The organism is Allobosea sp., assembly GCF_036675845.1.
Taxonomy (GTDB): domain Bacteria; phylum Pseudomonadota; class Alphaproteobacteria; order Rhizobiales; family Beijerinckiaceae; genus Allobosea.
Genome location: NZ_JAKFED010000188.1, coordinates 1 through 13,263, shown reverse-complemented (window position 1 = coordinate 13,263; position 13,263 = coordinate 1). Strand labels below are relative to the sequence as shown.

12 protein-coding genes are annotated in these 13,263 nt (G+C 67.9%); 4 read left to right on the top strand and 8 right to left on the bottom strand.

All coding sequences use genetic code 11. The features are described 5' to 3' along the window. The 3 genes from glyS to V6M56_RS20355 all read right to left on the bottom strand — a co-directional run. Positions 1-2,294, bottom strand: a 2,294-nt coding sequence (gene glyS, locus V6M56_RS20365; RefSeq protein WP_332686409.1) for a glycine--tRNA ligase subunit beta, incomplete at its 3' end; no start/stop codon positions are given. Then, on the bottom strand, positions 2,294-3,451 hold the full coding sequence (locus tag V6M56_RS20360) for a Fic family protein (RefSeq protein ID WP_332686407.1): 1,158 nt from the start codon (positions 3,449-3,451) through the stop codon (positions 2,294-2,296). The genes V6M56_RS20360 and glyS, both read right to left, overlap by 1 nt. An 87-nt stretch (positions 3,452-3,538) precedes the next feature. Then, positions 3,539-4,456 (bottom strand): glycine--tRNA ligase subunit alpha, encoded by a 918-nt coding sequence (locus tag V6M56_RS20355; protein WP_332686414.1) that lies wholly within the window; start codon positions 4,454-4,456, stop codon positions 3,539-3,541. A 344-nt stretch (positions 4,457-4,800) separates the two neighbouring features. On the opposite strand from V6M56_RS20355, the gene V6M56_RS20350 reads away from it, so the two are divergent. Continuing rightward, on the top strand, positions 4,801-5,091 hold the full coding sequence (locus tag V6M56_RS20350; protein WP_332686405.1) for a hypothetical protein: 291 nt from the start codon (positions 4,801-4,803) through the stop codon (positions 5,089-5,091). Here V6M56_RS20350 and V6M56_RS20345 read toward each other — a convergent pair whose 3' ends face one another. Both V6M56_RS20345 and V6M56_RS20340 read right to left on the bottom strand, forming a co-directional pair. Then, positions 5,092-5,862, bottom strand: a complete 771-nt coding sequence (locus tag V6M56_RS20345; RefSeq protein WP_332686403.1) for a tRNA1(Val) (adenine(37)-N6)-methyltransferase — start codon at positions 5,860-5,862, stop codon at positions 5,092-5,094. Between the two features lie 6 nt (positions 5,863-5,868). Then, positions 5,869-6,153 (bottom strand): putative signal transducing protein, encoded by a 285-nt coding sequence (locus V6M56_RS20340; protein WP_442881202.1) that lies wholly within the window; start codon positions 6,151-6,153, stop codon positions 5,869-5,871. Positions 6,154-6,292: 139 nt separating this feature from the next. On the opposite strand from V6M56_RS20340, the gene V6M56_RS20335 reads away from it, so the two are divergent. The 3 genes from V6M56_RS20335 to V6M56_RS20325 all read left to right on the top strand — a co-directional run bounded on the left by V6M56_RS20335 (position 6,293) and on the right by V6M56_RS20325 (position 7,936). Beyond that, on the top strand, positions 6,293-7,309 hold the full coding sequence (locus V6M56_RS20335; protein ID WP_332686401.1) for a polyprenyl synthetase family protein: 1,017 nt from the start codon (positions 6,293-6,295) through the stop codon (positions 7,307-7,309). Positions 7,310-7,385: 76 nt separating this feature from the next. Further along, positions 7,386-7,655 carry a type II toxin-antitoxin system ParD family antitoxin gene (locus tag V6M56_RS20330; protein ID WP_332686399.1) on the top strand — a complete coding sequence of 90 codons (270 nt, stop codon included), beginning with the start codon at positions 7,386-7,388 and terminating at the stop codon, positions 7,653-7,655. Further along, positions 7,652-7,936: a type II toxin-antitoxin system RelE/ParE family toxin gene (locus V6M56_RS20325; RefSeq protein ID WP_332686397.1), complete on the top strand. Its 285-nt coding sequence runs from the start codon at positions 7,652-7,654 to the stop codon at positions 7,934-7,936. Before V6M56_RS20330 ends, V6M56_RS20325 begins: the two co-directional genes overlap by 4 nt. A 7-nt stretch (positions 7,937-7,943) precedes the next feature. On the opposite strand, the gene V6M56_RS20320 is transcribed toward V6M56_RS20325, so the two are convergent. The 3 genes from V6M56_RS20320 to V6M56_RS20310 form a co-directional block, all read right to left on the bottom strand. Further along, positions 7,944-8,825, bottom strand: coding sequence for a 4-(cytidine 5'-diphospho)-2-C-methyl-D-erythritol kinase (locus V6M56_RS20320; RefSeq protein ID WP_332686395.1), 882 nt, complete (start codon positions 8,823-8,825; stop codon positions 7,944-7,946). Positions 8,826-8,828: 3 nt separating this feature from the next. After that, entirely contained in the window at positions 8,829-10,607 is a 1,779-nt protein-coding gene (locus V6M56_RS20315) for a tetratricopeptide repeat protein (RefSeq protein WP_442881201.1), read from the bottom strand. A 474-nt stretch (positions 10,608-11,081) separates the two neighbouring features. Continuing rightward, a complete protein-coding gene (locus tag V6M56_RS20310) occupies positions 11,082-12,761 on the bottom strand; it encodes an electron transfer flavoprotein-ubiquinone oxidoreductase (protein ID WP_332686391.1) in 1,680 nt (559 codons plus the stop codon). Positions 12,762-13,263 lie beyond the last annotated feature (502 nt).

Sequence of the window (13,263 nt, the reverse complement as noted above, 5' to 3'; positions counted from 1 at the left end):
GTCGCTTCGCGGAGCTGGCCCAGCAGCTTCAGGCGGTTGGCGCGCAAGCGCGGATCGGGATCGTTGACCGTGACCTTGTCGAAGAAGGCGTCGACCGCGGGCCTGAGCTCCGCCAGCGCCGCCATGGCGCCCTCATAGTCCTCGGCAGCGATGGCAGCCTCCGCCTTCGGCGTCGCCTGGCTGAGCGCCACCGCGAGCGCCTTCTCCTCGATCAGCCCGGCCTCGGCGATGAGCTGGAGATCGGCGGCGCCGGCAAAAGCGCCCTCGCCGTCCTTCTTCTCCTCGGCCTTGAGGATATTGGCGGCGCGCTTGTAGCCGGCGAGCAGGCTCCCGCCGTCATCGGTTTCGAGGAAGCGGCCGAGCGCGGCGACGCGGCGGGTGATGAGCAGGAGGTCGTCATTACCCGACGCTCCCTCACCGAGCACCGCATCGACGAGGTCATGCCGCGCGCCAGAATCGCGAAGTGTGACTTTCAGACGATCTTGGAAGAAGGCGAGCAATTCGATTGCCCGAACCGACATCAATTCGGAAACGCGCTCCGCACCTTCCACCTGCCTCGCGCGAAAAATCGCGGCAAGCTCAGCTACAGAAGGGGTCAGCGCATTGGGAATTGTCTTAGCGGCGTCCAGTGCCTCAAGCGCACTCTTGGCGCGCAAGAACTCTGTGAAGAGCTCGCTAAGTGCTGTCCGCGAAAACGGCTTCGCAAGATACTGCCAGAGCGGTAACCGCACCCCATTCTCAACCACCAGCCGGATCACGCCCAGCGCCGCCCGGCGCAGCGCATAGGGGTCCTTGCTGCCGGTCGGCTTCTCGTCGATGGCCCAGAAGCCGACCAGCGTGTCGAGCTTGTCGGCGAGCGCGACGGCGACCGAGACCGGATCGCTCGGCACGCGGTCGGAGGGGCCGAGCGGCTTGTAATGCTCCTCGATCGCGGCGCAGACGCGGGCGGGCTCGCCCTGCAGCTCGGCGTATTTCCGGCCCATCAGCCCCTGCAGTTCGGGAAACTCACCGACCATCTCGGTCGGCAGATCGGCCTTGGCGAGTTTTGCCGCGCGCTCGGCGAGATCGGCATCGGCCCCGACGATGGGAGCCAGTTCCCTCGCCAGCGCGGCGATGCGCTGGACGCGCTCGCCTTGCGTGCCGAGCTTGGCGTGGAAGACGACGCCGAGCCTGTCGAGCTTGGCCATGCGCTGGTCGAGCGGCTTCTTCAGATCGAGCCCGAGCTTCTCGGCGCTTCCTTTAAGCGTATCGAGATCGGGCAGCGGGCCGCGGTCGGTCTGCCAGAAATAGGCGGCGTCGGAGAGCCGCGCCCGGACGACGCGGCCATTGCCGGCGGTGATCGCCTCGCCGCCATCGCTCGCCATCAGGTTCGAGACCGGGATGAAGCGGTTGGCGAGCTCGCCACTGACCGGATCGCGCAGCACGAAGCATTTCTGGTTGGCGCGGATGGTGGCGCGGATCGCCTCCCCCGGGATCTCGAGGAAGCGCTCCTCGAAGGAGCCCATCAGCACGACCGGCCATTCGACCAGGCCGGCGACCTCCTCCAGCAGCCCCTCATCCTCGACCAGTTCGAGCCCGGCGGCGAAGGCGAGGTTCTTGGCATCCGTCGCGATGATCTCCTTGCGCCGGTCGGCGTCGAGCACGACCCTGGCGCGCTCCAGGCTCGCGACATAGTCCTCGAAGCGCCTGACCGTGATCGGGCCCGGCGCATGGAAGCGGTGGCCGCGGGTGATGTTGCCCGAGACGATGCCGTCGACCTCGAAGGGGACGATCTCAGTCTCCTCGGTCTCGGCGCCGAAGGTGCAGAGGATCGAATGCAGCGGGCGGACCCAGCGCAGGCTGGCGCCGGCAGCCGAGGCCTTGCCCCAGCGCATCGATTTCGGCCAGGGGAAACTACGGATCACCGCAGGCACGATCTCGGCGATCGCCGCGATCGTCTCCTGCCCCGGCTTCTCGATCACCGCGACGTAAGAGTCGCCCTTCTTCGGGTCGCTGACGATGGTCGCCTGATCGAGCGAGGCAAGCCCGGCCGCCTTGAGGAAGCCCTGGACGGCAGCGTCCGGCGCGCCGACGCGCGGCCCCTTGCGCTCCTCGCGGACATCGCGGCCGCGCACGGGCAGGCCGGCGACATGCAGCGCCAGGCGCCGCGGCGTGGCGAAGGCCTTGGCGCCCTCATAGACGAGGCCGCGCTCGACCAGCGCATCGGTGACGAGCTTCTTCAGGTCCTCCGCCGCCCGGCGCTGCATGCGCGCCGGGATTTCTTCGGAGAAGAGTTCGAGCAGGAGATCAGGCATCAGGACTGTCCGGTGATCGTGTTCATGATTTCGCGCGCTGCGAAGAATTTGGGATGGGCGGTTTCGGGCACTTCCTCGACGATTCCGAGAGCAAGTACCGTCTCGAGGTTTTTCTGAGCAGCCGGGTAGGTGACACCCAGATACTCCGCAAGCTGCGGGATCGAGAAGACCGGACGCGTGAACAGGCGGTCGACGATCGAAAGGAGCAAGGCCGAGCGGCCGGCCGATTGAAGGGTCTTGCGATAGCGCTCCCGCAGCAGGAACAGGCGATCGGCGATGGCGATCGTCTCGCGACAACTCTCCTCGACCACCGACATGAAGAAGCCCAACCAGCCTTCCCAGTCGCCAGCCCGCGAGACCTCGAACATGCGGTCGATATATTCGTCCTTGCGGCGCTCCAGCACCGGGCTGAGGAACAACGCAGGATGCAGGAGCGCCTTGCGGTCGAAGAGCGCGACCGGAATCAGGATGCGCCCGACCCGGCCATTGCCGTCGGCGAAAGGGTGAATGGCCTCGAACTGGTAGTGAATCAAAGCGGCGTCGACGAGCGGCGGCGTCGCCTCCCGGTCCTGGCGCTGCGCATAGAGTTCCAGCCGGCACAGCGCATCATAGGCTTCCTTGGGCGGAGCCGGCACGAAGCGCGCCGCCTCGAGGGAGGCCGCGCCGATCCAGTTCTGATGCTTCTTGAATTCGCCGGGTTCGATCGCCGCGCCGCGCGCCCGCGTCACGCCATGGAGCAGGTCGCGATGGGCGCCGCGTATCGTCCGCAGCGAGAGTGGAATCTCGGCAAGGCTGCCGACGGCATTCCGCAACGCAACCGCATAGTTCATGACGTCGCGGGTGTCGCCGCTCTCGGCGGAGCCGCCATAGCCCGCCTCGGCGAGCAACAGCGCGTCGACGGTGGTATACGTCCCCTCCATGCTGGATGAGGCCAGCGCTTCGCGAGCTTGCAGAGGCTGGATCAGGATATACGGATCGGGCAGCGTCCGGAGGATGCCGTTGAGTTCGCCGAGCGCCTGAGTGGCAGAGACCAGGCACGACAGGATGGCCGCGCTGTCGAAGACAGGCGGGAGGTCGTACGGAACGAAGGCCCATTGGCCATGTGTCGTCGGGACGAGATGCCCGGCCGGCGACGCGTCGAACTGACTTCTATCCACGTTTAAGACTCGACCAGACTTTTATAGAAAAAGCCAGTTTCGTTTAAAACTCGTCGCAAGTGTTATAGCAAGCGATAAAGCCGGACATCACCCCGCTCCCCCGCCGGCGGTCTTCAGCCAGGCCGCGCCGCAGGCCTTGGCGAGCTCGCGCACGCGCAGGATGTAGCTCTGGCGCTCGGTGACCGAGATCACGCCGCGCGCATCGAGCAGGTTGAAGACATGGCTCGCCTTGATGCACTGGTCATAGGCCGGCAGGGAGAGCTTGTGCTGCGGGGCATTGGTGCCCTCGCCCGCCTCGCCGGCGGCGAGCAGCGCCTTGCACTCGGCCTCGGCGTCGGCGAAATGGCGAAACAGCATCGCCGTGTCGGCATGCTCGAAATTATGGCGCGAGAACTCCTGCTCGGCCTGCAGGAAGACATCGCCATAGCTGACGCGGCCCTCGCCCTCGAGGCCGTTGAAGTTGAGGTCGTAGACGTTCTCGACGCCCTGGACATACATGGCCAGGCGCTCGAGCCCGTAGGTCAGCTCGCCGGCGACCGGCGCGCATTCGACGCCGGCGACCTGCTGGAAGTAAGTGAACTGGCTGACTTCCATGCCGTCGCACCAGCATTCCCAGCCGAGCCCCCAGGCGCCGAGCGTCGGGCTCTCCCAGTCGTCCTCGACGAAGCGGACATCGTGCAGGGCAAGATCGACGCCGATCGCCTGGAGCGAGTCGAGATAGAGTTGCTGCAGGTCCGGCGGCGACGGCTTCAGGATGACCTGGAACTGGTAATAATGCTGCAGCCGGTTGGGGTTCTCGCCATAGCGCCCGTCCTTGGGCCGGCGCGAAGGCTGGACATAGGCGGCGTTCCAGGGCTTCGGGCCGAGCGCGCGCAGCGTCGTCGCCGGATGGAAGGTGCCGGCACCGACTTCCATGTCATAGGGCTGGAGGATGACGCAGCCGCGCTCGGCCCAGAAGCGCTGCAAGGTCAGCAGCAGGCCCTGGAAGGAGCGGGTCGGATTCATCGAAGCGGAGGGCGACGCAGCCAAGAGCTCAAGCCTTCGAGATTTCAGGAAACTGGCCGTGTGCTTAGAGCATGTTCCGCAAAAGTGGAAACCACTTTTGCGACCGGAACATGCTCAACCCATTGAGTTGGCGCGAATTCTTTCCGTTCGGCTGATCCAGCCGAACGGAAAGCGCGCCAGGGGCTGGCGGCGCTCGCGGTCAAGCTTGCGCGCATGAACCGCAGGTGAACCTCGGCGGCCGGGCAGCGTTCATCGAGCAGCGCATAGGATGCCTGCCATCACGGTCCGCGGCGTTCGGGGCGAGCGCTTGAGCCGGGCCAGTGTCCAGCTGCAGGAGATTTGCAATGCTGTCATCCCGTATCGCCGCCGCCCTGTTCGGCGCCGGCGCCCTTCTTTCCACCGTGCTGATCGCCGCCCCGGCCAATGCTGCACCGATCGGCGCCGGCAGCACCCCCGCGGTCGGCGCCGAGGCCGGCGGCCTGGTGCAGCCGGCCTGGCATCGCGGCCGGCCGCACTACTGGGGCGGCCGGCGCCATTATCGCCGCCCGATCTACCGTCCGCGCTGCTTCTTCAGCGATCGGCGGGTCTGGAACGGCTACCGCTGGGTGATCCGCCCGGTGCGAATCTGCCGCTGATCAGGCGAGATCCGCCTCGCCGCGATGGAGCGCCTCGCCCAGCGCGGTGAAGCGGCCATCCTCGCCGTTGAGAACCAGGGCCGGCAGCAGCGCTGCCGGCCTTTTGCTGCCGAGCCGGGCCGAGACGATGACGCGAATCGCGGCGCGGTCGGCCCGCGGCTGCACCGGGCGGATCGTTACCGCGCCGAAGCCGGTCGCCAGCGCCGCCAGGATCGCACCCAGCGCCTCGGCGCGGTGGATGATCGTCACGCCGCCCTGCGGCTGCAGGGCGCGGCGCGCCGCCTTCAGCCAGGAGGCCAGCGGCGCGTCGGCGACATGGGCGGCACGGCGGTTCGGCACCGGCGAGGCCCGGGTCGCCCCTGGCTCGAAGAAGGGCGGATTCATCGCGACCCAGGCGGCCGAGCCTGCCGGCAGTCCCGCCTGCAGGGTGCCGTCTCCGGGTTCGCCGATCGCAGCGGCGACGACCCTGACCCGGAGCTCCAATGCGTTGAGAGCGGCGTTCCGCGCCGCCAGCGCCGCCAGTTCCGGGTCGCGCTCGACCAGCACGACGACGAGCCCCGGCTGGCGCAAGGCGGCGGCGAGGCCGGCGGTGCCGACGCCGGCGCCGAAATCGACGAGCGGGCCTTCGCCGAGCTGCGGCAGCGCGGCCGCAAGCAGGATCGCGTCGGAACCGGCGCGATGGCCTTTGCGGGGTTGCAGCAAGCGTAGCCGGCCATCGAGCAGGCGGTCCTCGCCGATCGCGCCGAGACCCGGCAGCGTCTCGTCAGTCATGATGCATCACTCGGGACGCAGCTCGCCGCCGAAGCCCGCCTCGGCCAGCAGCGCGCGGGCGCGCGCCCGGTCGGCCTCACGCACCAGGAGGCGGCGCGGGAAGGCGCCGGTCATGCCTTCGAGCGCGCTGATGTGCTGGTCGGCGACCAGGCAATCGAGATTGGCCGAGGCGAGCAGCGCCTCGATGGCGCCGAGCAGGACGAGATCGTTCGAACGGACCAGTTCATGCATGGCGCCATGGAGCCCGTGGCAGGAACGTCGCGCAAGCGCAAAATCGCTGCGCTGCGACATCGTCGCGTCAAATTGCGCGGCCCAACTGCGATTGCCGGGGCTGGCCACGCATGCGACGGTCGTGGCAAGGGCATTGCAGCAAAGCATCGCAGCAAGGCATGGCGCGCCGTCCGCGCCAGGGAAAGTTCGGAGTTTGAGCGTGGGCGTCGTCATAGCCTTCGAGGACAAGGAAGCCGGCCAGGCCGGGATCGAGGCGCTGGTCGGCCTGACCCGACCCGACATGGAGCGCGTCAACGCGATGATCCTGTCGCGCACCGGCTCGCAGGTGACGATGATCCCCGAGGTCGCCAATCACCTGATCTCGTCGGGCGGCAAGCGGCTGCGGCCGATGCTGACGCTGGCGACGGCGGCGCTCTGCGGCTATCAGGGCGAGGGCCATGTCAAGCTCGCGGCCTCGGTCGAGTTCATGCACACGGCGACGCTGCTGCATGACGACGTCGTCGACGAGAGCGACATGCGCCGCGGCAAGCTCGCCGCCCGTATGCTCTGGGGCAACGAGGCGAGCGTGCTGGTCGGCGACTTCCTGCTCGGCCAGGCTTTCAAGATGATGGTCGAGGTCGGCTCGCTGCGGGCGCTCGACATTCTTTCGACCGCTGCCGCTGTCATCGCCGAAGGCGAGGTGATGCAGCTCGCCGCCGCCAAGAACACCGAGACGACCGAGGACGAGTACCTCGCCGTGATCCGCGGCAAGACCGCCGAGCTCTTCGCCGCCGCCTGCGAGGTCGGGCCGGTGATCGCCGGCTCGCCCAAGGCCGACGCCGCCGCCTGCCGCAGCTATGGGCTGAACCTTGGCATCGCCTTCCAGCTGATCGACGACGCGCTCGACTATGGCGGCTCTTCCGGCGCGCTCGGCAAGAACACCGGCGACGATTTCCGCGAGGGCAAGATCACCCTGCCGGTGGTGCTCTCCTTCCGGCGCGGCGACGAGGGCGAACGGGCCTTCTGGCGCCGCACCCTGCAGGAAGGCCAGGTCGGCGAGGGCGATCTCGCCGAAGCGCAGGCGCTGATGCGCAAGCACCGGGCGATCGAGGATACGGTCGAACGCGCCCGCCATTATGCCAAGATGGCCAAGGACGCGCTGGGCCTGTTCCCGCAATCGCCAATGAAGCAGGCGCTGAACGAGGCTGTCGATTTCTGCGTGGCAAGGGCGCATTGAGAATTGGCTTTGCCCGGCCCAGCGCTTGCGATCGGTAGTAAAGATTACTACCCTTGAGCGTACTGGAGGACATGCCATGGCGCAGGTCGAGAAAGTCAGTGTCGCGGTTACGGCGGAGATGGCGGCCATGATGCGCCGCGCCGTCGCGAGCGGCGAATATGCCTCGTCCAGCGAGGTGGTACGCGAAGCGTTGCGCGACTGGAAGGAACGCCGGGCCGTTCGCAGCGAAGCCATCGCCGAGTTGCAGAAGCTCTGGGACGAGGGGCTTGCGAGCGGCGAACCTGTTCCTGGCGACCAGGCCTTCGCCAGGATCAGAGCCAAGATCGAAGCCGTGACGCCTCGATGAGCTTCCGGCTTCTCCCTCAGGCAGAAGCCGATATTGCCGAAATCGCCATCTACATCGCTTACGATAGCAAGGCTGCGGCTCAGCGCTGGACCGAAGCGATCTTCCGTCAATGCGAGCGCCTCGCCGATATGCCTGAGCTCGGCGTCGCGCGCGATGAGATTCGACCCGGCCTGCGTATGATGCCTGCTGGCAATTACATCCTGCTCTATCGAGAGAGCGACGACACCATCGAGATCGTGCGCGTGGTGGACGGACGCCGCAAATGGCAGGATCTGCTTTAGGTTTCGCTCAGCCCAGCACCGTCGGCTTGACCCACCAGACCGGCTGCTGACGCGAAAGCTGCCTGCCCGCTGCAGCGCTCGCCCTGCAATCGTCGAACAGCGCAAAGCAGGTCGCGCCCGAGCCGGACATGCGCGCCAGCCGGCAGCCGGGCAGCGCGGCGAGCTGCGCCAGGACCTCGGCGACGATGGGCGCCGTCCCGCGCGCCGGCGCCTCGAGGTCGTTGCCGAGGGCGAACGCCTTGCTCAGCGCGGAAGGCGCAGCCGGCAGCGCCCAGGGGGCGGTTTCGGCCGCCGTCTTGCGCGAAAACATCTCGCCCGGCTCCAGGCCGAGTTGGCGGAACACCGAAGCGGTCTCGACCGCGATGCCCGGATTGACCAGGAGGGCGAACAGGCGCGGCAGGCGCAGGGGCGGGCCGAGGCGCTCGCCGATGCCCTGCATGACGCGGGCGCGCGCCTCCAGGCAGACCGGCACGTCGGCGCCGATGCGGGCGGCAGCGGCGTAGAGCGGCGGGGCGCCCGGCGGCAGGCCGTTCAGCCGGGCCAGCAGGCGCAGCGCCGCCGCGGCATCGGCCGAGCCGCCGCCGATGCCGGAAGCGACCGGCAGCCGCTTGGTGAGCAGGAACCGGCCGGAGCGCAGCGCCGGCACCTCGTCGCGCAGCGCCCGCTCGGCCTTCAGCACCAGATTGTCCGGCCCGGCCGACAGCCCGGTGGCGAAGGGGCCGGAGATCGCGATCCCGCTCTCCTCGCCCGGCAGCAGCGCCAGCGCATCGCCGACACCGGCGAAGGCGACGAGGCTGTCGAGCTCGTGATAGCCGTCGGCGCGCCGGCCGAGGATGCGCAGGCTGAGGTTGACCTTGGCCGGGGCGCGGGTGGTGAGCCGAGCCTGCAAGGCTCAGCCGCCATCCTTCATCGGCTCGGCGGCGTTCGCCGAGGGCGGCGGCTCGTCGAGACCCTTCTCGATCTTGCGCAGGATCCTCGTGAGGTCCTCCGGCTCGGGGCCGAGGTCGCGGGCGTGGTTCCACTGGAACCTGGCCTCGAGCTGGCGGCCGGTGCGCCAGTAGACGTCGCCGAGATGGTCGTTGATCACCGGGTCGGACGGGCGCAGTTCCATGGCGCGCTCCAGCTCGGTGACCGCCTCTTCATAGCGGCCGAGCCGGTAATGCGCCCAGCCGAGCGAATCGATGATGTAGCCGTCGCGCGGCCGCAGGTCGACGGCGCGCCGCAGCATGCCGAGCGCCTCGTCGAGCTTGAGGTTCCGGTCGACCAGCGAATAGCCGAGATAGTTCAGCACCAGCGCGCGCTCGCGCCCGAGCGCCTCCGGCATCAGCTCCAGCGCCTTGCGCAGGTCGGCCTCGGCCTGGGGCCATTTCTTGGTGCGCTCATAGGCAATGCCGCGCGAGTAGAACAGGTCCCAGTTGGACCGGCCGGGCGAGGGAATCTTGGCCACGGCCTGTTCATAGGCCGCCGCCGCCTCCTCGAAGCGCTTGCGCGAGCGGTAGATGTTGCCGAGCGCCGAGATCGCCTCGACATCGTCGGCGCGCGTCGCGATCAGCGTCTCCATCTGCTTCACCGCCTCCTCGGTCTTGCCGAGCGCCTCGAGGCCGAGCCCGATCTGGATGTCGGCGACCGGGCGCAGCGCCGAGTTCTCCGGCATGCGCCGATAGACCTGGATGGCGTCCTCGGTCTGCTTGGCGCGCTCGAGGATGTCGCCGAGCGTCAGCACGGCGAGGTCGTGACCGGAATCGAGATAGACGGCGAGCCTGAGGTAAAGCAGGGCTGTCGCCTCGTCGCCCTGAAGAATCCCGGCGGTGGCGAGGCCGTAGAGCACCTCGGCGGCGCCCTGCTGGGCGTTGCCGACGATGCGCTGCAGCGGCTCCTTGCCGGTGATCTTGGCGAGCGCGTCGCGCACCACCGGATGGTTGGGACGCACGCGCTGCTCGAATTCGTTGAGCGTCGCGAGCGCCGCCTCGCGGTCGCCGGCCCGCGCCTGATGGCGGGCCCAGAGGTCGACCAGGCGCAGATTGGTCTTCTCGGCGTCGTAGGCGGCCTTCAGGCGGCGGGTCGACTCAGCCTTGCGCCCGGCGATGTCGAGGATCAGGCCGGCGTGATAGTCGCGGAAGCGGTCGAAGGTCGATTCGCCCCGGAGCCGTTCCAGGGTCTCGAGCGCGTGGTTGGTATCGCCCGAGCCCGAATAGGCCCAGGCCGCGAGCAGCGTCGCGGTGATGTCGGCGGAGCGGCCGCGGCCGCCGCGCTGGAGCTGCTTGCGGGCGGCGCTGTAGGATTTCTGCTTCAGGGCGCGCACGCCGAGCGCGAGTTGCGCCAGCCCGTTCGAGGCGTCGCGCTGCACCAGCTTCTCGGCGGCACGGAAGGCGTCGCCCATGGCGCCGTCGGCGAGGAAGGCGACGAAGCCGCGCTCCAGCAATTCGCTGTTCTGCGGATCGTCCTTGATGGCCTCGCGCAGATAGACCGACGCCGCGCCGAGATCGCGGCCCGAGCCGGCGACCACGGCGGCGAGATAATTGCCTTCCAGGCTCTCGGCCGGTTCGAATTTCTCGACGGGGCGTGCCTGCGCCTGCGCCGGAATCGACACACCAGCCTGCAGAATCGCCAGGAAAGCCAGCGCCAAGAGGGCGCCACGGCCGCGGCCGCTCTGAAACGTCACGTTCGCCATTCTCCTTCGGTCCGCCCCTCGCCCGCCGCCGGGGGCTGGTCCGTAGACTGGACCGTGACTGATCGGTTAAGCGCGCAACATGGCTGTTTCCGGGCGGCGCGACAAGCCTGCCGCCGCATTGCGGGAGCCATGTCACGGCGACGTGAAAGCGCCGGCGCCTCGCCGAAAACGGTGGCCGCGATAGATTTCGTGAAGAAATCCGGCGTAGTGTCCCGACCCGTCGCGGCTTTCGCGACGATTCGCTTGGGATATTTCGAATGAAGAAAGTCTCGCTTGCGCTCGCGGCCGTCCTCGCTCTCGCCAGCTTCGCTGGTGGCTGCGCCACACCGGCCCCCGAAAAGCCTGCCCCGGTCATCCGCAAGGGCTGATTCGGCGCCCCTCCGACCTATTCGGGACCGCGCCGGCCAAGCCGCCGCGGTCCTGTCTATTCTGGGGCAGACCTTCAGAATTCGACGGCCCAGAGCTCCGTTATTTCTACATATTGGAATAGTTCGGACCGCCGGCGCCCTCCGGCACCGTCCAGGTGATGTTCTGGGCCGGATCCTTGATGTCGCAGGTCTTGCAGTGCACGCAGTTCTGCGCGTTGATCACGAAACGCGGCTCGGTCTGCTTCTCGGCATCCTTGTAGACGACCTCGTAGACGCCGGCCGGACAGTAGAGCCGCGCCGGCTCGCCATAGACCGGCAGGTTCTCCAGCACCGGCACGCTGGGGTCGGTCAGCTTCAGATGCGACGGCTGGTCTTCCTCGTGATTCGTCGCCGACAGGAAGACCGAGGAGAGCTTGTCGAAGGAGATCCTGCCGTCGGGCCTGGGGTAGACGATCGGCGTGACCATGCCGATCGGCTTCAGCGTGGCATGGTCGGGCTTGCCATGCTTCAGCGTGCCGAAGGGCGACCAGCCGACGAGCTGGTTCAGCCACATGTCGATGCCGCCGAGCATGACGCCGCCGAGCGTGCCGAGCTTCGACCAGAGCGGCTTGACGTTGCGCACCCGCTTGAGGTCCTGGCCGATGTCCGATGAGCGCCAGCTCTCCTCGATTCCAGTCACCTCGTCATGGGAGCGCCCGGCCGCGAGCGCCGGGACCAGATGCTCGGCCGCCAGCATGCCGGAAAGGATGGCGTTGTGGCTGCCCTTGATGCGCGGCACGTTGACGAAGCCGGCCGAGCAGCCGATCAGCGCCCCGCCCGGGAAGGTCAGCTTCGGCACCGACTGCCAGCCGCCCTCGGTGATGGCCCGCGAGCCATAGGAGAGGCGCTTGGCGCCCTCGAAGACATCGCGGATCATCGGATGGGTCTTGAAGCGCTGGAACTCGTCGAAGGGCGAGAGCGTCGGGTTGGTGTAGTTCAGGTGGACGACGAAGCCGACCGAAACCAGGTTGTCGTCGAAATGATAGAGAAAGGAGCCGCCGCCGGTCGACATGTCGAGCGGCCAGCCGAAGGAGTGCTGCACCAGCCCCTTCCTGAACTTCTCCGGCTTGACCTGCCAGACCTCCTTGAGGCCGATGCCGTATTTCTGCGGCTCGCGGCCCTCGTCGAGGGCAAAGCGCCGGATCGCGATCTTGGAAAGCGAGCCACGGGCACCCTCGCCCAGCAGCGTATAGCGGCCGCGCAATTCCATGCCGCGGGTGAAGCGATCGGTGACCGAGCCGTCCTTGGCGATGCCCATGTCGCCGGTGGCGATGCCGGCGACCGAGCCATCCTCATTGAAAAGCAGTTCGGCGGCAGCAAAGCCCGGATAGATCTCGACGCCGAGCGCCTCGGCTCGGGTCGCCAGATAGCGCGCGACGAGGCCGAGCGAGCCGACGAAGTTGCCGTGATTATCCATCAGCTTCGGCATGGCGAAGTTCGGCAGGCGGGCGCCGCCGGCCGGGCCGAGGAAGTAGAAAACGTCCTCGCTGACCTGGGTATGGAGCGGGCGTGCCTCGTCCTGCCGCCAATCGGGCAGGAGCCTGTCGAGGCCGATCGGGTCGATGACCGCGCCGGAGAGGATATGCGCGCCGACCTCGGAACCCTTCTCGACCACGACGACCGAAATGTTCTCGTCGAGCTGCTTCAGGCGGATCGCGGCGGCAAGTCCCGCAGGGCCAGCGCCGACGATGACGACGTCGTACTCCATGCTCTCGCGCGGGGTGCTCTGCGCTTCCTCGAGTGTCATCCTGCCCTCCGCCAACGGCCCGTTCTGCCTCAATCTGCAATATAGTTTATATATGAACTATCCTGCGCGCCCGTTCAAGACAGGCGGATATCGAGATTGGAACCCTTCTATCCGGGCGTGGACGGCAATTTGCAACCGCGGAAGCGGCAAATCCCGAATGCTGCGGCGCATCTCCAGAGTCGCACCTCCTCACATGATCGGCCCCTGCCTGCCCGGTGGAAAATGCCCGCGAGCGGGCCAGTCTGCCGGGGAAGGCAACCGCAGGCTGCCGCCGGATGCTGACGGGTCGCGTCCCTGGCGGTTTCCGTGCTAGCTGGCGCATCATGTCGTCAGTCGAGCCGCACCCCGCCGAACTCGTCGCCTGGTATGCCGAGATGGGCGTGACCGAGGCGCTGGACGAGGCACCGCACGACCATTTCGCGGCGCCCCGGCCGGCCCAGCCGGCGCCCAGGCCGGCGCTGCGAGCCGTCGCCGAAGCGCCGGCGACCGCACGCCGGGCCGC

Coding starts and splice junctions, on each gene's coding strand:
- V6M56_RS20355 (WP_332686414.1), bottom strand. CDS start 4,456: ATGAATCCGACCCGCTCCTTCCAGGGCCTGCTGCTGACCTTGCAGCGC.
- V6M56_RS20340 (WP_442881202.1), bottom strand. CDS start 6,153: ATGTCGCAGCGCAGCGATTTTGCGCTTGCGCGACGTTCCTGCCACGGG.
- V6M56_RS20325 (WP_332686397.1), top strand. CDS start 7,652: ATGAGCTTCCGGCTTCTCCCTCAGGCAGAAGCCGATATTGCCGAAATC.
- V6M56_RS20310 (WP_332686391.1), bottom strand. CDS start 12,761: ATGACACTCGAGGAAGCGCAGAGCACCCCGCGCGAGAGCATGGAGTAC.
- V6M56_RS20330 (WP_332686399.1), top strand. CDS start 7,386: ATGGCGCAGGTCGAGAAAGTCAGTGTCGCGGTTACGGCGGAGATGGCG.
- V6M56_RS20350 (WP_332686405.1), top strand. CDS start 4,801: ATGCTGTCATCCCGTATCGCCGCCGCCCTGTTCGGCGCCGGCGCCCTT.
- V6M56_RS20345 (WP_332686403.1), bottom strand. CDS start 5,862: ATGACTGACGAGACGCTGCCGGGTCTCGGCGCGATCGGCGAGGACCGC.
- V6M56_RS20315 (WP_442881201.1), bottom strand. CDS start 10,607: ATGGCGAACGTGACGTTTCAGAGCGGCCGCGGCCGTGGCGCCCTCTTG.